A 15,892-nucleotide genomic window follows, 5' to 3' on the forward strand; every position below is an offset into this window, starting at 1 on the left:
CTGGACGCTCTGCCCGGGGCGTTTGCGGGTGATGCGCCCGACCGAAGGGATCAACGACAACACGGTCAATCGGCTGCCGCTCACATCAAGCGCTAACCGCGCACCCCAATCGGTCCCGATAGCGATCTACATCTCGCCCCCGCCCGACCAACCTCGACCCGGGTGATAGGCCCTGGACCATCCCCTCGCCCGTTGTCGGCTTCAACGCTTGGGGCGATCGCAGCGCGGCGCGAACTACCCAATCCGCAACGCGAACCGCCCGGCAACGGCGCGGCGCGGCGCGGCGCAGACAGGATGCGAGCCTCACGCGCAGAAAGCGGAACTTCCCAACGGAAGCAAAGAGTCAGGTGCAGCCGCTCTGCTGGATCCAAGATTTGATCCTGCGCATACCTCACCTCGCAAAAATGGCGGAAATTATAGCTGATGGTCGGCATGGTGCCTCAGACACTGAGCGCGCCCTTGCCGATGTCGTCAAAATCATTCTTGCGCGGTGCGCCCGCAACCAAGATCAAAGTATAGGTGCAGTATTTTCAAGTACTGACCCTACGGTTCAACCTCGTTGACCACTCAGACTTGATTGAGGACCCCCATTATAAATCATTGTTTTTATTGTAAAAATTACAAAAGTCACTCCCACTCGATCGTGCCGGGGGGCTTGGAGGTTACGTCGTAGACGACGCGGTTGACGCCTCGGACTTCATTGATGATCCTCGTGGCGGTCTTGCCGAGGATTTCCCAGGGGAATTCGAAGAAGTCGGCGGTCATGCCGTCGGTCGAGGTCACCGCGCGCAGGGCCAGGACGTTCTCGTAGGTGCGGGCGTCGCCCATGACGCCCACCGTCTTGACCGGAAGCAGCACGGCGAAGGCCTGCCAGATCTTGTCGTAGAGGCCGGCGTTGCGGATCTCTTCGAGATAGATGGCGTCGGCGTCCTGCAGCACCTTGACCTTCTCGGGCGTGATCTCGCCGGGGATGCGGATGGCCAGGCCCGGGCCGGGGAACGGGTGGCGGCCGACGAAGGCCGGAGCCAGGCCCAGCTCGACGCCGAGGGCGCGAACCTCGTCCTTGAAGAGCTCGCGCAGCGGCTCGACCAGCTTCAGCTTCATGTAATCCGGCAGGCCGCCGACATTGTGGTGGCTCTTGATCACTGCCGACGGGCCGCCGCGGGCCGAGACGCTCTCGACGACGTCGGGATAGAGGGTGCCCTGGGCCAGGAACTGCGCGCCGTCGATCTTGGCGGCTTCCTTGTCGAAGACGTCGATGAACAGGCGGCCGATGGTCTTGCGCTTGGTCTCGGGGTCGGAAACGCCGGCCAGCTCGCCCAGGAACAGGTCGCCGGCGTCCACGTGGACCAGCGGGATGTTGTAGTGGTCGCGGAACAGGGTGACGACCTGGTCAGCCTCGTTCTTACGAAGAAGACCTGTGTCGACGAACACGCAGGTCAGCTGGTCGCCGATCGCCTCGTGGATCAGGACGGCGGCCACCGAGCTGTCGACGCCGCCCGACAGGCCGCAGATCACCTTGCCGTCGCCGACCTGGTCGCGGATCTTCTGGACCATTTCCTGGCGGAAGGCGGCCATGGTCCAGTCGCCCTTCAGGCCGGCCAGGGCCAGGAAGTTCTTGTAGATGCGGGCGCCGTTGACGGTGTGGACCACCTCGGGGTGGAACTGGACGGCGTAGATCTTCTTGGCGTCATTGGCGATGGCGGCGAACGGCGCGCCGTTCGAGGTGGCGACCACCTCGAAGCCTTCGGGGATGGCGGTGACGCGGTCGCCGTGGCTCATCCAGACGGTTTCCAGCTCGCCGACGCCGGCCAGGCCCTGGAACAGAGGGCTGGTCTTGCCGATGGTCAGTTCGGCGCGGCCGAACTCGCCGGCGTGGCCGCCCTCGACCTTGCCGCCCAGCACGTCGCACAGCAGTTGCTGGCCATAGCAGATGGCCAGCAGCGGCAGGCCCAGATCAAACAGCTTGCGGCCGATCCGGGGGCTGTCGGCCTCCAGCACGCTGGCCGGGCCGCCCGACAGGATGATGGCCGAGGGCTTGTACTCGTCGACCAGCGCTTCGGCCTTGTCGAACGGATGGATCTCGCAATAGACGCCGGCCTCGCGCACCCGGCGCGCGATCAGCTGGGTCACCTGGCTGCCGAAGTCGACGATCAGGACGCGCTGGTGGTGGGTTTCGGTGGTCATCGGGCGGGTCTCCAGCGGTCGTATGCGTCGATCAGGGGGCGTAGGTGGAGCGCTGCAGCACGGCGGCGAAGAAGCCGTCCGTACCGGCGCGGTGCGGGGTGAGGCGCAGATAGCCTTCCGGGGTCACGTGGGTGACGCCGTCGAGGGCGATCGGCCTGACGGTGAATTCGGGGTGGCGCTCGAGGAAGGCCGCGACGCGGTCCTCGTTCTCCTCGGTCAGCAGCGAGCAGGTGACGTAGACCATGCGGCCGCCGGCCTTCACGAAGGTCGAGGCGTCCTCCATGACGCTGTCCTGCTCGATCTGGCGCTTGGCCAGTTGGTCGGGCGACAGGCGCCATTTCGCATCGGGATGGCGGCGCCAGGTGCCGGCGCCGGTGCAGGGGGCGTCGACGAAGACGACGTCGATCTTGCCTTCCAGGCCCTTCAACGGCTGGGCCTCGATCGGCGAGCGGATCTGTAGGTTGCGCACCCCTGCCCTTTGGCCGCGACGAATGGTGTCGGCCAAGCGGCGGGCGTCGCTGTCGTGGGCGAAGATCTGGCCGCTGTTGCCCATGGCGGCGGCCAGCGCGAGCGTCTTGCCTCCGCCGCCGGCGCAGAAGTCGAGCACCTGCTTGCCCTTGACCTCGCCGGCCACGGCGGCGGCGATCTGCGAGCCCAGATCCTGGACCTCGAACCAGCCCTTGGAGAAGGCCGGGACGGCTTCGACCGACGGGGTGCGATCAGCGGCGGCGGGCGCGGGGATGCGGAAGGCGGTGGGCAGGATCCCCGCCGGGGCGGCGTTGATCGGGGCCAGCGCCTTGGCGCCGCGCTCGGCGTCGGTCTTCAGGGTGTTGATGCGCAGATCGACCGGCGCGCGCTCCGACAGCGCGGCCATCTCGGCGACCTGGTCGGCGCCGAGGGCGCGGGCCAGATGCGGTTCGAGCCAGTCGGGATAGTCGCCGGCCACCGGCGCGGGCGCGCCGTCCAGCGAGACGGGATCCATCAGGCGGGCCTGTTCGGTCTCGGAAAGCGCGCCGAAGCCATGCTCTTCCGAAGCGGCCTCGGCGATGCGCTCGGCCGGCCACTTCCAGACGAAGGCCAGCACGCCCAGCACGACGCCGCGCGCGGCGGGATCGCCCATCGCCCAGCCGAGCGAGCGCTTGCGGCGCAGGGCGTCGAGCACCAGGCCCGAGACGAAGGCCCGGTCCTTGGAGCCGGCGTAGCGCGCGGCCTCGCCCCAGCGCTTGAGCGCCATCTTCACCGGAAAATGCCGCGTCTCGATCTCGGTCAGAACCTCGATCGCCGCGGAAACCCGTCCTCCGTCACGCATGTGAGCTATATCACCAGGGCCAGGAGAACGAGGCCCAGGCCCGCCATCGAGGCGACCCAGACCAGGCTGCGAACGACCGGCACGCCGAACGCATAGAGAAAGATGTAGACCGCCCGGGCGCCGACATAGAGCGCGGTTCCGGCGACGGTCAGCGCGCCGAGCCGGCCGCCCAGATAGGCGACCAGCACGGCGGCGACGAAGAACGCGAAGGTCTCGCGGAAGTTGGCCGACGCCCGTTCGAGACGGCCCGCCATGCCGGTCAGCACGACGGGGGTCTCGCGGGAGCCGACGTTCCACTTCAAGCCGCGCTGGGGCTGGGCCGCCGCGCTGGCCCACAGAAGGTGGACCAGCCCGATGACGACCGCCGCCGCCAGCATCTTCAGCTCGAAGGCCATCTGCATGGCCTAGACCGCGCTCGGATAGTTCGGAGCCTCGCGCGTGATCATCACGTCGTGGACGTGGCTTTCACGCAGACCCGCGCCCGTGATCCGCACGAAACGCGCGCGCTCCTGCAGTTCCGCGATCGTGGGAGCGCCGACATAGCCCATGGCCGCCCGCAGGCCGCCGACCAGCTGGTGCAGCACCGGCGCGATCGGACCCTTGAACGGGGTCTGGCCCTCGATGCCTTCCGGCACGAGCTTGAAGCTGTCGGTCACTTCCTTCTGGAAGTAGCGGTCGGCCGAGCCGCGGGCCATAGCGCCCACCGAGCCCATGCCGCGATAGCTCTTGTACGAGCGGCCCTGGTACAGGAACACCTCGCCCGGCGCCTCCTCGGTGCCGGCGAACATCGAGCCCATCATGGCGGTCGAAGCGCCCGCGGCGATGGCCTTGGCCAGGTCGCCCGAGAACTTGATGCCGCCGTCGGCGATCACCGGCACGCCGCTCTCGCGACCGGCGCGAACGGCTTCCATGATCGCGGTCAGTTGCGGCACGCCCACGCCCGCGACGATGCGGGTGGTGCAGATCGAGCCCGGGCCGATGCCCACCTTCACCGCGTCGGCGCCAGCGTCGATCAGGGCGCGGGCGGCGTCGTAGGTGGCGATGTTGCCGGCCACGATCTGGACGCGGTTGGCTTCGCGCTTGAGGCGCGAGACCGCGGCGGCGACCTGGCTGGAGTGGCCGTGGGCGGTGTCGATGACGACGACGTCGACGCCGGCGTCCACCAGGCCCATGGAGCGCTCGAAGCCGGCGTCGCCGACGGTCGAGGCCGCGCCGACCAGCAGGCGGCCCTTGTCGTCCTTGGCGGCCAGCGGGTGAGCCTGGGCCTTCTCGATGTCCTTCACCGTGATCAGGCCGACGGCGCGGTAGGCGTCGTCGACGACAATCAGGCGTTCGATCTTGTGCTTGCGCAGCAGCTCGCGGGCTTCGCGGCTGTCGACGCCCTCGCCGACCGTGATCAGGTTCTCGCGGGTCATCAGCGCCGAGGCCGGGACGCTGGCGTCGCCCTCGAAGCGCATGTCGCGGTTGGTCAGGATGCCGACCAGCTTGCCCGTCTCGCGCTCGACCACCGGGAAGCCCGAAATCTTGCGGCGAGCCGTGATCTCGCGGACCTCGGCCAGGGTGGTGTCGGGATTGATGGTCAGCGGGTTGATGACCATGCCGCTTTCGTACCGCTTCACCTCGCGGACGTGGTCGGCCTGCTCCTCGTTCGAGAGGTTGCGGTGCAGGACGCCCAGGCCGCCGGCCTGCGCCATGGCGATGGCGAGGCGGCTTTCGGTGACCGTGTCCATGGCGGCGGACACGAGCGGGATGTTCAGACTGATTTCACGCGTGAACTTGGTCTCGGTCGTCACTTGCGTCGGCATGACGTCGGACGGACCAGGTTCGAGCAAAACGTCGTCGAAGGTGAGCCCTTCGCGAATCTCCATCGGATTCTCCATTTTGCGGCGCGGGTATAGTCGCGAGGCGGGCGTTTGTCGACCCGCCCGGAGCCGGAAATGGAGATGATTTTCCGGAACGGAAGCCGGGAAGGAGCCGCTCGCCCCTCCCCGGCCGCCGGGTCACTTCACCGGCTTGGCGCCCGGGGCGCCGCACTTGGCGAACTTGCCCTTGGCGTCCTTGCACTTGACCGGCTTGGCCGGCGCGGCGGCGGCCGGGCACTTGATGAACTTGCCCTTCGCATCCTTGCAGGGAGCGGCCATGGCGCCGCCGGCCGCGGAAACGGCGAAGGCGACGGCGAGCGCGGTGACGAGCGAACGGGTCATGGGGAGATATCCAGTCTGGCGAGCGCGGGGGATACGCTCACGCCGAGATCACACCCCCGCGAAAGCCAGAGCAAGATCACCCAAGGCTGCAAGCTACAGTATTTTCGAAGCAAACCTCGAAAACGCAACCCAAGGGAAAGTCTTGAGAAATATTCCCGAAAGACGCGTCGCCGAGATCGCGACGGCGCAATACTCCAGCCCGCCCGCCGGAACATTCTCATCGATCAATGCAAAGTCCGGCGCGAAAGCAGACGCTTGGTCAGGCGGCGAAGCGACTCACGCGATCGCGCCGCCGCCTGCTGATCAGCGTCCCTTGAAGCCCGTCGCCACCAGGAAAACCTCGGAGCTGTCCTGGCGGCTGGCCTTGGGCTTGAAGTGCTGGACCTTCTCGAAGTTCTTCTTCAGGCGGGCGATGACCTCGGAGGTCTCGCCGCCCTGGAAGGCCTTGGCGACGAAGGCGCCGCCGGGACGCAGGGTCTCGATGGCGAATTCCGCGCCGATCTCGATCAGGCCGACAATGCGCAGGTGGTCGGTCTCGCGATGGCCGACGGTGTTCGGAGCCATGTCCGACATGACGAGGTCCGGCGCGCCGCCCAGCAGCTCGAGCAGCTTGGGCGGACAGGCAGGATCCGTGAAGTCCATCTCGATGATATGAGCCGGCTCGACCGGATCGACGTGCAGCAGATCGACGCCGACCAGCTGGGTCACGCCGCGCTCGACCGCGATCTGCAGCCAGCCACCGGGGGCGCAGCCCAGGTCGATGACGCGCGCGCCCTTCTTGAAGAAGCGGAACTTCTCGTCGATCTCGCTGATCTTGAAGGCCGCGCGGCTGCGATAGCCGAGCGCCCGGGCCTTGGCCGAGAACGGATCGTTGATCTGGCGCTCCAGCCAGGCCTGCTGGCTGGGCGTGCGGCCGTCGGCGGTCTTCAGGCGCGCGGGCTTGGCGCGGCCGTCCGCGTTGCCGCCCGTGGGCGGCTTGACCATCCGGCGTCTGGGGGGCTCGTCGTTCATGCGTTCACCGTTCGGGCCGAACCGGCCCCGCCGCGCCGCCGACGGCGGGGGCGCTTCTGCCGATCCGACATCAGAGACATCAGGAGCCCCTCTCTAAGCCCTCGATCGGCGACTCGCACGCGCGAACACGGCCAAAGCTCCTGAACGGCCTGAAGAATCGCCGCGCCGGCCAGGACGAGGTCGGCCCGGTCGGCGCCGATGCAGGGCTCCAGCGCCCGCTCCTTGGCGGTCAGTTGCAGCAGGCGGTCGGCGGCGGCCTCGCAGTCGGTGCGCTGCATCCACAGGCCGTCGACGACGTTGCGGTCGTAGCGCGGCAGGCCAAGGTGCAGCCCGGCCAGGCTGGTGATCGCGCCGGAGGTGCCAACCAGGTGGGCGCGGCCAGCGTCGAAGGTCTTGCGCATCGGGGCGGCGTGCGGAAAGGCCGCGATCTTGGACTTCACTTCCTCGACCATGGCCCGGAACCAGCCGTCGTCGGCCCGCTCGCCCTCGGGGAAGCGCTCGGCCAGGGTGACGACGCCGATCGGGATCGACAGCCAGGCGCGGATAGGCAGCTTCCAGGCCTCGAACTGGCGGGGCTTGGCGTCGAGTCCGCCGGCCTTGAGATCGACCCACGACAGCTCGGTCGAGCCGCCGCCGACATCGACGACCAGGGCCGCGTCAGCCTGACGGTCGAACAGGCTCATGCAGCCGGCGACCGACAGCTGCGCCTCTTCGCGCGGGGTGATGATCTGCAGCCGCAGGCCGGTCTCCTCGGCCACGCGGCGGACGAATTCCGTGCCATTGGTCGCGCCGCGACAGGCCTGGGTGGCCACGGCCTTGACCCGGATGGCCTTGCGACGGCGGATCTTCTCGGCGCAGACCTTGAGGGCGGCCATCGACCGCTCCATCGCCGCGTCGGACAGCTGACCTGTCTGGGAAAGCCCCTCGCCCAGCCGGACGATGCGGGAATAGGCCTCGACGACGCGGAAACCGCGCGGCGAGGGCGTCGCCACCAGCAGGCGGCAGTTGTTGGTTCCGAGATCGAGCGCCGCGTAGCACGGCTGCTCGCCCGGAGGCCGGCGTCGTTCCCGGCCGTCCTGGGCCTGGGATGCGCCGGGCGCTCTCGGCGCCTCCGACATGGTCTTTCCACCTTGTCTCGCAGGCGATTCGTGACGAACCGCCTCACTTCGTCGATGACCATAGCAATCGAGTTCGCCTCTCGGAAGCATGGCGTTGCGCGACAATGGGCGTCGTTTACGTTCAGGATTCAGTCAGGAGACTCGTCGTAATCTCTTCATCATGAACGAGAGACTCGCCAAATTCGCGATCGGCCAGATCGTCAAGCACCGCATCTTCCCCTTCCGGGGTGTGGTGTTCGACGTCGACCCCGTATTCGCCAATACGGACGAGTGGTGGGAGTCGATCCCCGAGGACATCCGGCCGTCCAAGGACCAGCCGTTCTACCACCTGCTGGCCGAGAACGACGACAACACCTATGTGGCCTACGTCTCCGAGCAGAACCTGCTGGCCGACGAGACCGGCGAGCCCGTGCAGCATCCGCAAGCCGCGCTGATCTTCGAGTCCTTCGATCACGGCGCCTACAAGCTTCGCCCCCGGATCTCGCACTGACAGGCATGCCTATCCGCCCGAATGGCGGTTGCGCGCAAAAATCGAACGGAACTTGCCGCTAGGCGGGCGTAACGTCGTTTCATGAGCGCAGACGGTTTCAGCGGCGGGCCGCCCCCAGGGGCGCGGCCCGATTGGACGATCGACCAGGGCTGGGAAAGTTACGGCCAGGCCGAGCACGACGTCTGGATCACCCTCTACGAACGCCAGGCCAAGGTGCTGCAAGGCCGCGCCTGCGACGAGTTCCTGCGCGGCCTCGACGCCCTGGACCTGCACCGCACCGGCATCCCCGACTTCAACCGTATCAACGAAGAGCTCCAGCGCCTGACCGGCTGGAGCGTGGTGGCCGTGCCAGGCCTGGTGCCCGACGAGGTGTTCTTCGACCACCTGGCCAATCGCCGCTTCCCGGCCGGCCAATTCATCCGCAAGCCGCACGAACTGGACTACCTGCAGGAGCCGGACGTCTTCCACGACGTGTTCGGCCACGTGCCGATGCTGACCGATCCGGTGTTCGCCGACTACATGCAGGCCTATGGCCAGGGCGGGCAGCGGGCGCTGGGCCTGGGGCGGCTGGCCAACCTGGCGCGGCTCTACTGGTACACCGTCGAGTTCGGACTGATGGCGACGCCGGCGGGGCTGCGCATCTACGGGGCGGGCATCGTCTCGTCGCGCACGGAGTCGATCTTCGCCCTCGAAGACCCCTCCCCCAACCGCATCGGCTTCGACCTGGAGCGGGTGATGCGCACGCCCTACCGCATCGACGACTTCCAGCAGGTCTATTTCGTCATCCCGTCGATCCAGACGCTGCAGGAAGTGACCCTGCGCGACTTCGCCGCGCTCTACGAGCGGCTGGCCGGCGCGCGCGACATCGGCATCGCCGAGATCGTCGGCGGCGACCAGGTGCTGACGCGAGGCAGTCAGGCCTATGCCACGGCCGGCGGGCGGCTGGCTTCGGCCTAGGGCCGCTCTTCTTCAGAACTCCAATTCATCGTCATCCCGGCCGTAGCGAAGCGTAGAGCCGGGACCCAGGGGCCGGCGCAGCGCAGTTGCCCCTGGGTCCCGGGTCTGCGGCGCTGCGCGCCTCCGCCCGGGATGACGAATTTGGGCGAGGCCTAGGATTGACCCTTCACCGCCCAGAGCAGCTTCTCGACCTGCCCCTCGCCGCCGGCGATGGGGCTGTCGGCGTGCTCGCGCACCGTCCAGCCCGAAGCCTCCAGGAAGGCCGACACGCGATCGACGCAGGCGGCGATGATCTCGGGATCCTTGACCAGACCGCCCTTGCCGACGTTCTCGCGGCCAGCCTCGAACTGCGGCTTGACCAGGGCGACGAGGTCCGCGCCGGGCCTGGCCAGGGCCAGCGCCGCCGGCAGGGCCTTTTCCAGCGAGATGAAACTGACGTCGGTGACGACGAGCCCGGCGCCGTCCGGCGCGTGCCCAGCGGTCAGGGCGCGGGCGTCGAGCGGCGACAGATCCTCGACGCGGGGATCGGCCTTCAGGCTGGCGTGCAACTGGTCGCGGCCGACGTCGACGGCCAGGACGCGGGCCGCGCCCTTCGACAGCAGGACTTCGGTGAAGCCGCCGGTCGACGCGCCCACATCGATGGCGATCCGCCCCTCGATAGCGACCGGCCACAACTCCAGCGCACGCACGAGCTTGAGCGCGCCTCGGCCGACCCAGGGATGTGCGGCCTCGGCGACGATGTCGGCGGTCTCGTCGATGGCTTCCGAGGCCTTGGCGACGACCTTGCCGTCGGCCGTGACGCAGCCGGCCTCGATGGCGGCGCGCGCCTTGGCGCGGCTGTCGAACAGGCCCTTCTCGACCAGCAGGATGTCGGCGCGTTTGCGGCTCATGCGCGCCTGATAGCAGACTCGCGCTTACGCCGCTTCGGCGTCGTTCGCGGCGAGACCCAGGCGCGCGGTAACGGCGTCCATCGGCGCGCCGCGCGGGACTACCACCCACTCCCGGGGCCGCGAAGCATTGACCGCGACGACGGCGTCCTTGGGACAGACGTCGAAACAATCGACCTCGATCACCGCCAGCGGCGCCTTGCGATCCTTACCCTTGCCCCCGCCGGAGGCCTTGCGCAGGGCCTTGGCGAAGCTCTGCTCGCCGCCTTTGCCGAAGCCGCCGTCCAGCTTGCGCGAGCACTTGCGGCAGACGAGGACCACCTCGTTCCAGTCGGCGCGCACGCGCTTGATCGGCCTATCTTTGCTCACCTGAGCCTCGTTGCATTCGGACTGCCCAGCCCGAGGCTTGGACATGGGAAGTCGCCTCGCGAAGTGCTAGAGACGCCCGCTTCAACGCTTCGGAGGCCGTCATGGTCCGCAATCTCAAGGGCAAGCTCGCGCCGCCCGCCGCCGACCCGACCGCCGCCGAGGACCTGGCCTGGTTCGCCGCCAAGGCCGACCGCGCCTTCCGCCTGCGCGACCCGGCCCCGCTGGAATTCGGTCCGCTGGGCGATCCCGGCGACGGCTTCAGCTGGCGCGTGCTGGTGGCCCGCCTGCCGGACGGCGGCCGCCTGCGCCTGCCGATCTCCCTGGCCTGGGACCTGCACAACGACCACGCCAAGGACCAGCACCTGTCGATGCTGTTCGACCAGGTCGCCCCCGCCGAGGCCAAGGCCCTGCTGAAGAAGAAGGCGAACTAGCCCTTCCGCATCCACGCCGCGACCGCCCAGGAATGGGCGTCGTGGCGCAGGGCGACGACGGCGTCGCGGGGGTCTAGCCAGACCAGCTTGTGATCGTCCTCGACCTTGAGCTCGGGGCGCTCGCCGACCGCCTTCACGGCGTAGATGCCGCCGTAGTTGCGCACCGGCTGGCCGTCGGACTTCAGGAACGGCTGGGAGACGTCGACCACGCGCGCGCCGACCTCGACGACGAGGCCGGTCTCCTCGCCGAACTCGCGGACCAGAGCCTCGCCTTCAGTCTCATCACCATCGACGGCGCCGCCCGGCAGGTCGAAATAAGGCGCCTTGCCGGGCTTGGTCACTTCGACCAGGGCGATCCGCCCCTGCGTGTCCTCGGCGATGCCGAAGGCGGCGTGACGGTCCTGGTAGGCCAGGGACACGTCAGGGGCGTAGAACGCGATCAAGGATGTCAGTCCTTGCCGAACAGGTCGTTCCACGGATCGGCCTTGCCGGCCTCGACGTCGGCGACGCTGATCTCCGGACGATAGCCGATCTTGCCGTTGGCGCTGGCCTTCCAGGCCATGGTCACCACGTCGCGCAGCTCGGCGGCGCCGGCGGCCAGGCGGGCGTCGACGAAGGCCTTGGCGCGCGGATCGGTCTCGACCATGCCGCCGGCCTTTTCCAGCTGGTACAGCGGCTCGGTCTGCTTCCAGGTCGTGGTCAGGTAGCCGACCATGCGGGTCTCGATGCTGCAGGCGCAATCGACCGGGGCCGGCATCAGCGCCTTGACCTCGTCGTCCTTGGCCACGGCCTTGACCAGCGGGCCCTCGAAGGCGCCGTGGGTGCCCTTGCTCTGGGTGTAGTTGTTGGGGTTCGGATAGTCGCCCCAGCCGTTGTAGTGCACGCTCATGTGCAGGGGCTGGCTGCCGTCGCCGATATAGTGGGCCCAGACGCCCAGGTCGCGCAGCAGCAGCTCCTCGCGGCGCTTGAGGTCGGCGGCGTACCAGGCCTTCTTCTGGGCGTCGGTGGTGTTCTTCTCGGCCGCGACCAGCACGCGCCAGTAGGTGAAGTCCTTCACCAGCTGCTGGTAGCCGTCGATGATGGCGTAAGGCAGGTAGCCGGCCTTCCAGCTGTCCTGACCGGCGGCGCGCAGGGCGGTCTCGTAGTCGGCGCGGGTGGCCGGCAGGGTCTCGACCGTGAACTTCGGTCCGCCGAACATCCGGCCCTCGTCGTCGAGATCCAGGAAGTGGGCGGCGTCGCGGTCGGTGTCGTGCACCTTGCCCGAGCCCTTCCAGCGGTCCGGCTCGCGGGCGTATTCGCCGATGGCGGCCACGCCGTAGGGGCTGCGCACGAAGGCCGGCACGTCTTCCGGCAGGGTCGAGGCGCCGAGCACGCCGACCATGCGGTGGCCCGAGGCGCCCCAGGCCAGGGCCGACTGGGCGGGCGCGGCCAGGGCGGCGGCGAGGACGAGAATCTTGACGGTGGAAGACGGCGACGTCATGCGCGCTCCGAGGCGTTTCAATCTATGCCAAGAGCCGTCTCGACGCGGCCTACCCAGGCCTTGACGGCCGGATAGCGCGACAGATCGAAACCGCCCTCGTGGGCGACACGGGTGTAGGCCACCAGCGCGATGTCCGCCAGGGTCAGGCGGTCGCCGACCAGGAAACCACTGCCGGAAAGGCCGTTTTCCAGGCGCGCCAGCGCCGCGTGGCCCCGCTCGACGATCTTTCCGTCCAGCGACTCGACCGGCTTGCCCATGTAGGCGACCTGGAACCTCGCCACCGCGACATAGGGCTCGTGGCTGTACTGCTCCCAGAACAGCCACTCGTACATCTTGGCCTTGAGGTAGGGATCGGCCGGGATCAGCACCGAGCCCTCGGCCAGGTGCAGCATGATAGCGTTGGACTGGGCCAGGAAACGACCGTCCTCCAGCACCACGGCGGGCACCTGTCCGGCCGGGTTCATGGCCAGGAAGTCGGCGGTCCGCGACTCGCCCTTGAGGATGTCGACCTCGATCCATTCGTAGGGAAGACGCAGGCGCTCGGCGGTCCACTTCACCTTCAGGCAGTTGCCCGACTTGCCGTCGCCGAAGATCCGCAGCGTCATTCCGTCGCCCTCCCTCACTTTTCAAACGGCGCGCTAAACGATTGAATTTTCAACCGAGTTCCGAGCTTGACCAGAAGTTTTCATCCGATTCCGGCCCATTTGGGCGGTTTTAAGCGGGTTGTCACGGAGCCGTGATCGGCTTAAGGAGACCGCCGAACCGACAGATACGCCGATAAGAGGACAACCTCGATGCGACGCACGCTCGCCGGAATTTTGGCCTTCATGGCCATGTTCGCCGCCCTCCCCGCCGCCGCGGGTCCTGACTCCGAGCGCAAGGACCCCTTGGGCGAACTGATCGCCGGCGCCCTTACCGGCAGCCTGCCCGGCTCCATCGAATACAAGATGAAGGCGACGCTCTACCACGCCGGCGCCCGGGGCATCCGCGCCCTCGACAGCCTCGGCTGCAAGGTGGTGGCCATGCGCACCCTGGCGGTCGACACCAAGGTGATCCCGCGCCGCACCGTGGTCTTCATCAAGGAAACCGTCGGCCTGCCGATGCCCAACGGCGAAAAGCATGACGGCTACTGGTACGCCTCCGACATCGGCGGCGCGATCAAGGGCAACAAGATCGACATGTTCAGCGGCCAGGGCGCCGGCTCGATGAAGCCGCTGGCGGACCTGAACCTCGCCAGCCTCTCGGTGACCAAGGTCGGCGAGTTCAAGGGCTGTCCGCCCGAATAGGCTTCGGCCCTTTTCCGACAATTCCTCGATGACGCCGGCGCCTTGCGCGCCGGCTTTCGCTTGCGCGCCTGGCGTGCAACGCCGCCCTGGTTAACCAAATGCGCGATGTTCGCGCTGGCCTCGCGCGCGGTTCTGAACCACTCTGGATAGGTGCACTTCGACCCCCCTATAGCTAAGCTTGCAGGCATGGCATGGCATCGAGGCGATCCGAAAGTAACCAAGCGTCCTCGCCTTCGGTCCTGATAGCGGACGACGACGCCCTGCTCCGGGAGATCCTGGAGCACAAGCTCAGCATGGCCGGCTACGAGGTGAGCGTCTTCGAGGACGGCCGCGCCGTGCTCGAAGCGGCCCGCGCCGCGCGGCCGCAGGTCGTGGTGCTGGACGGCATGATGCCGATCATCGACGGCTTCGAGGTGCTGCGGCGCATGAAGGGCGACAACGCCCTGCGCGACATCCCCGTGGTCATGCTGACGGCCCTGAAAGGCCGCAACGACATCGTCACCGCCCTCAACCTCGGCGCCGCCGACTACCTGCCCAAGCCGTTCGATCCGGACGAGTTGCTGGCCCGGCTGTTCCGCATCGCCCCGGTGGCCGCGTGATCGAAGCGGTCCAGGAAGCTCCGTCGGCCGATCCCGCCTACGCCTCGGCGGTGGCGGCGCGTCAGGCCGGACGCACGGGCGAGGCGATCGCCGCCTTCGACCAGCTGTCCAGGCAGCGCCCCAAGGACCCCGACGTCTGGCTGAACCTTGGCCTCTCGCGGATGGCCGCCCAGCGCTACGCCGAGGCCGACCGGGCCTTCGAGACCACCCTCGCCCTGGCCCCCGACTATCGCGACGCCCGCATCGCCTACGCCCGCTCGGCCCTGTTCGCCGGACGCCCCGAACTGGCCAGGCGCCGGCTCGCGCCCCTGCTGGCCGGCGGATCCGCCGATGCGGAGGCCCGCGGGCTCGACCAGCAGATTTCGGCCACCCTGGCCATGCCGGGCGAGCCGAGCTGGCGGCTGGACGTCGCCTATGCCCGTAGCGAACTCAGCCAGGACCTGGGCCACTGGAGCTCGGCCACCCTCGCCCTCTCCCGCCGCATCGATCCGCGCACGACGATCGGCGGGTCCATCGAGCACACCGAGCGGTTCGGCGTTTCCGACACCTATGGCGAGGTGCTGGCGGCTCGAACCTTTTCGCCCCGCTGGGACGGCTTCATCGCCATCGGCGGCGCGCCGGACGCCGACTATCGGCCTGAATTCACCGTGCGGGCCGGCGGCTCGGCTGGGCTGCGGACGACCGGAACCTTCCGGGCGCGGCTGGGCGTGGACGGCGTCTGGTCGCGCTACGCGGTCGGCGAGGTCAAGAGCCTGCAACCCTATCTGGTGCTGGCCGCTGGACCAGTGTCGCTGATGGCCCGTTCGATCAACACCGAGGACGAACGCGGCAAGCATCAGTCCGGCTACACCCTGAACGGCGAATGGTCGGCGACCGAGCGCCTGCGCCTGCGCCTGGGCTGGGCCGACGCGCCGGAAAGCGCCGACGGGGCCACCGTGCCCGTCGAGGCGGTGTCGGCGGGGGTCGCCTTCGACCTTGCGCCGCGCTGGACGGTGCAGGTCGCCGGCGCCCACGAAAAGCGCACGGCCTATGACCGCGACGAGATCGGCGTCGCCGTCACCCGACGGTTCTAGATGTCGTCGCTGACGCTGATCTGGGTCATCGCCCTCGTCCTGATCGCCGGGGCGCTGACCTGGATGAGCGCGCTGATTGTCGCCCGCCTGTTCAAGGAGGCCGGCGCGGCCGATCGCGCCAGCGAACGCCGGATCATCATCCAGGCTCTTTCGGGCCTGCTGCGCGGCCAGGCCGAGGCGGCGGACGACCTGGGCCGTTTCCTGAGGCGGCCCGAAGTACTGGCCGAGGCCATACTCGACTTCCAGGGCATGATCCGCGGCGCCGACCAGGATCGCGCCATGGCCGCCCTCAAGCGGCTGGGCCTCGTCGCCGCTCTCGAGAAGCGCGCCACCCGCGGATCGCGCGACGAGCGCCTGACCAGCGTCGAGGCCCTGGCCGCCCTGGGCGGCGAGGAAGCCAAGGCCGCCCTGCGCCGCGCCATCGGCTCCAAGGACGCGAACGTGCGCATGGCGGCCGTAAAGGGCCTGGCGGCGGCCGGCGCCCCGCCCTC

Annotated in this window: 19 protein-coding genes and 1 pseudogene; 7 read left to right on the forward strand and 13 right to left on the reverse strand. The window is 68.4% G+C overall.

Annotation, left to right across the window (positions count from 1 at the left end):
- Positions 1-627 precede the first annotated feature (627 nt).
- From guaA to DMC18_RS08065, 7 genes are all read right to left on the reverse strand, one after another.
- Positions 628-2,187, reverse strand: a complete 1,560-nt coding sequence (gene guaA / locus DMC18_RS08035; protein ID WP_110120275.1) for a glutamine-hydrolyzing GMP synthase — start codon at positions 2,185-2,187, stop codon at positions 628-630.
- A 31-nt stretch (positions 2,188-2,218) separates the two neighbouring features.
- Complete coding sequence (locus DMC18_RS08040; RefSeq protein ID WP_110120274.1) at positions 2,219-3,496, reverse strand: RsmB/NOP family class I SAM-dependent RNA methyltransferase; 1,278 nt, start codon at positions 3,494-3,496, stop codon at positions 2,219-2,221.
- 5 nt (positions 3,497-3,501) lie between these two features.
- Entirely contained in the window at positions 3,502-3,897 is a 396-nt protein-coding gene (locus DMC18_RS08045) for an MAPEG family protein (RefSeq protein ID WP_110120273.1), read from the reverse strand.
- Positions 3,898-3,900: 3 nt separating this feature from the next.
- On the reverse strand, positions 3,901-5,364 hold the full coding sequence (gene guaB / locus DMC18_RS08050; RefSeq protein WP_110120272.1) for an IMP dehydrogenase: 1,464 nt from the start codon (positions 5,362-5,364) through the stop codon (positions 3,901-3,903).
- 132 nt (positions 5,365-5,496) lie between these two features.
- Complete coding sequence (locus DMC18_RS08055) at positions 5,497-5,700, reverse strand: hypothetical protein (protein WP_110120271.1); 204 nt, start codon at positions 5,698-5,700, stop codon at positions 5,497-5,499.
- A 303-nt stretch (positions 5,701-6,003) separates the two neighbouring features.
- Positions 6,004-6,711 (reverse strand): RlmE family RNA methyltransferase, encoded by a 708-nt coding sequence (locus DMC18_RS08060; RefSeq protein ID WP_199228478.1) that lies wholly within the window; start codon positions 6,709-6,711, stop codon positions 6,004-6,006.
- Positions 6,708-7,829, reverse strand: coding sequence for a Ppx/GppA phosphatase family protein (locus DMC18_RS08065; protein ID WP_110120269.1), 1,122 nt, complete (start codon positions 7,827-7,829; stop codon positions 6,708-6,710). Before DMC18_RS08065 ends, DMC18_RS08060 begins: the two co-directional genes overlap by 4 nt.
- 160 nt (positions 7,830-7,989) lie before the next feature.
- Here DMC18_RS08065 and hspQ point away from each other — a divergent pair, with 160 nt between their 5' ends.
- Both hspQ and phhA read left to right on the forward strand, forming a co-directional pair.
- Entirely contained in the window at positions 7,990-8,319 is a 330-nt protein-coding gene (hspQ, locus tag DMC18_RS08070; RefSeq protein WP_110120268.1) for a heat shock protein HspQ, read from the forward strand.
- A gap of 81 nt (positions 8,320-8,400) precedes the next feature.
- On the forward strand, positions 8,401-9,276 hold the full coding sequence (phhA, locus tag DMC18_RS08075; RefSeq protein WP_110120267.1) for a phenylalanine 4-monooxygenase: 876 nt from the start codon (positions 8,401-8,403) through the stop codon (positions 9,274-9,276).
- A 12-nt stretch (positions 9,277-9,288) separates the two neighbouring features.
- Here phhA and DMC18_RS26835 read toward each other — a convergent pair.
- From DMC18_RS26835 to DMC18_RS08085, 3 genes and pseudogenes are all read right to left on the reverse strand, one after another.
- Positions 9,289-9,411: pseudogene (locus tag DMC18_RS26835) on the reverse strand (hypothetical protein); the annotation flags it as partial.
- A 17-nt stretch (positions 9,412-9,428) separates the two neighbouring features.
- Positions 9,429-10,166 (reverse strand): TlyA family RNA methyltransferase, encoded by a 738-nt coding sequence (locus tag DMC18_RS08080; protein WP_110120266.1) that lies wholly within the window; start codon positions 10,164-10,166, stop codon positions 9,429-9,431.
- A 24-nt stretch (positions 10,167-10,190) separates the two neighbouring features.
- The gene (locus DMC18_RS08085; RefSeq protein WP_233245263.1) at positions 10,191-10,532 is read right to left on the reverse strand and encodes a (2Fe-2S) ferredoxin domain-containing protein; all 342 of its coding nucleotides are present in this window, start codon (positions 10,530-10,532) and stop codon (positions 10,191-10,193) included.
- Between the two features lie 101 nt (positions 10,533-10,633).
- Here DMC18_RS08085 and DMC18_RS08090 point away from each other — a divergent pair, with 101 nt between their 5' ends.
- Positions 10,634-10,963: a hypothetical protein gene (locus tag DMC18_RS08090; protein WP_110120265.1), complete on the forward strand. Its 330-nt coding sequence runs from the start codon at positions 10,634-10,636 to the stop codon at positions 10,961-10,963.
- Here the strand turns inward: DMC18_RS08090 and DMC18_RS08095 are convergent.
- The 3 genes from DMC18_RS08095 to DMC18_RS08105 are packed head-to-tail and all read right to left on the reverse strand — an operon-like array spanning position 10,960 to position 13,048.
- Positions 10,960-11,406 carry an NUDIX domain-containing protein gene (locus DMC18_RS08095; protein WP_110120264.1) on the reverse strand — a complete coding sequence of 149 codons (447 nt, stop codon included), beginning with the start codon at positions 11,404-11,406 and terminating at the stop codon, positions 10,960-10,962. The two genes, DMC18_RS08090 and DMC18_RS08095, sit on opposite strands and share 4 nt — an antisense overlap.
- Positions 11,407-11,411: 5 nt before the next feature.
- Complete coding sequence (locus DMC18_RS08100) at positions 11,412-12,443, reverse strand: S1/P1 Nuclease (RefSeq protein ID WP_110120263.1); 1,032 nt, start codon at positions 12,441-12,443, stop codon at positions 11,412-11,414.
- A 17-nt stretch (positions 12,444-12,460) separates the two neighbouring features.
- A complete protein-coding gene (locus tag DMC18_RS08105) occupies positions 12,461-13,048 on the reverse strand; it encodes a glutathione S-transferase family protein (RefSeq protein ID WP_110120262.1) in 588 nt (195 codons plus the stop codon).
- A 189-nt stretch (positions 13,049-13,237) separates the two neighbouring features.
- On the opposite strand from DMC18_RS08105, the gene DMC18_RS08110 reads away from it, so the two are divergent.
- The 4 genes from DMC18_RS08110 to DMC18_RS08125 all read left to right on the forward strand — a co-directional run.
- A complete protein-coding gene (locus tag DMC18_RS08110; protein ID WP_110120261.1) occupies positions 13,238-13,729 on the forward strand; it encodes a 3D domain-containing protein in 492 nt (163 codons plus the stop codon).
- A gap of 191 nt (positions 13,730-13,920) precedes the next feature.
- Positions 13,921-14,328: a response regulator transcription factor gene (locus tag DMC18_RS08115; RefSeq protein ID WP_110120260.1), complete on the forward strand. Its 408-nt coding sequence runs from the start codon at positions 13,921-13,923 to the stop codon at positions 14,326-14,328.
- On the forward strand, positions 14,325-15,401 hold the full coding sequence (locus tag DMC18_RS08120) for a YaiO family outer membrane beta-barrel protein (protein ID WP_110120259.1): 1,077 nt from the start codon (positions 14,325-14,327) through the stop codon (positions 15,399-15,401). Before DMC18_RS08115 ends, DMC18_RS08120 begins: the two co-directional genes overlap by 4 nt.
- Positions 15,402-15,892 (forward strand): HEAT repeat domain-containing protein (locus tag DMC18_RS08125; protein ID WP_146218010.1); only part of this gene is annotated, 491 nt, incomplete at its 3' end.

The organism is Caulobacter sp. D5 (assembly GCF_003185805.1).
In the GTDB taxonomy this organism is placed as follows: Bacteria; Pseudomonadota; Alphaproteobacteria; order Caulobacterales; family Caulobacteraceae; genus Caulobacter.

Excerpts from the sequence above, each read along its gene's own strand:
- guaA (WP_110120275.1), bottom strand. The coding sequence starts at position 2,187 with ATGACCACCGAAACCCACCACCAGCGCGTCCTGATCGTCGACTTCGGC.
- DMC18_RS08040 (WP_110120274.1), bottom strand. The coding sequence starts at position 3,496 with ATGCGTGACGGAGGACGGGTTTCCGCGGCGATCGAGGTTCTGACCGAG.
- DMC18_RS08090 (WP_110120265.1), top strand. The coding sequence starts at position 10,634 with ATGGTCCGCAATCTCAAGGGCAAGCTCGCGCCGCCCGCCGCCGACCCG.
- DMC18_RS08045 (WP_110120273.1), bottom strand. The coding sequence starts at position 3,897 with ATGCAGATGGCCTTCGAGCTGAAGATGCTGGCGGCGGCGGTCGTCATC.
- DMC18_RS08080 (WP_110120266.1), bottom strand. The coding sequence starts at position 10,166 with ATGAGCCGCAAACGCGCCGACATCCTGCTGGTCGAGAAGGGCCTGTTC.
- DMC18_RS08115 (WP_110120260.1), top strand. The coding sequence starts at position 13,921 with ATGGCATCGAGGCGATCCGAAAGTAACCAAGCGTCCTCGCCTTCGGTC.
- DMC18_RS08055 (WP_110120271.1), bottom strand. The coding sequence starts at position 5,700 with ATGACCCGTTCGCTCGTCACCGCGCTCGCCGTCGCCTTCGCCGTTTCC.
- DMC18_RS08060 (WP_199228478.1), bottom strand. The coding sequence starts at position 6,711 with ATGAACGACGAGCCCCCCAGACGCCGGATGGTCAAGCCGCCCACGGGC.
- phhA (WP_110120267.1), top strand. The coding sequence starts at position 8,401 with ATGAGCGCAGACGGTTTCAGCGGCGGGCCGCCCCCAGGGGCGCGGCCC.
- guaB (WP_110120272.1), bottom strand. The coding sequence starts at position 5,364 with ATGGAGATTCGCGAAGGGCTCACCTTCGACGACGTTTTGCTCGAACCT.
- DMC18_RS08100 (WP_110120263.1), bottom strand. The coding sequence starts at position 12,443 with ATGACGTCGCCGTCTTCCACCGTCAAGATTCTCGTCCTCGCCGCCGCC.
- DMC18_RS08110 (WP_110120261.1), top strand. The coding sequence starts at position 13,238 with ATGCGACGCACGCTCGCCGGAATTTTGGCCTTCATGGCCATGTTCGCC.
- DMC18_RS08065 (WP_110120269.1), bottom strand. The coding sequence starts at position 7,829 with ATGTCGGAGGCGCCGAGAGCGCCCGGCGCATCCCAGGCCCAGGACGGC.
- hspQ (WP_110120268.1), top strand. The coding sequence starts at position 7,990 with ATGAACGAGAGACTCGCCAAATTCGCGATCGGCCAGATCGTCAAGCAC.
- DMC18_RS08105 (WP_110120262.1), bottom strand. The coding sequence starts at position 13,048 with ATGACGCTGCGGATCTTCGGCGACGGCAAGTCGGGCAACTGCCTGAAG.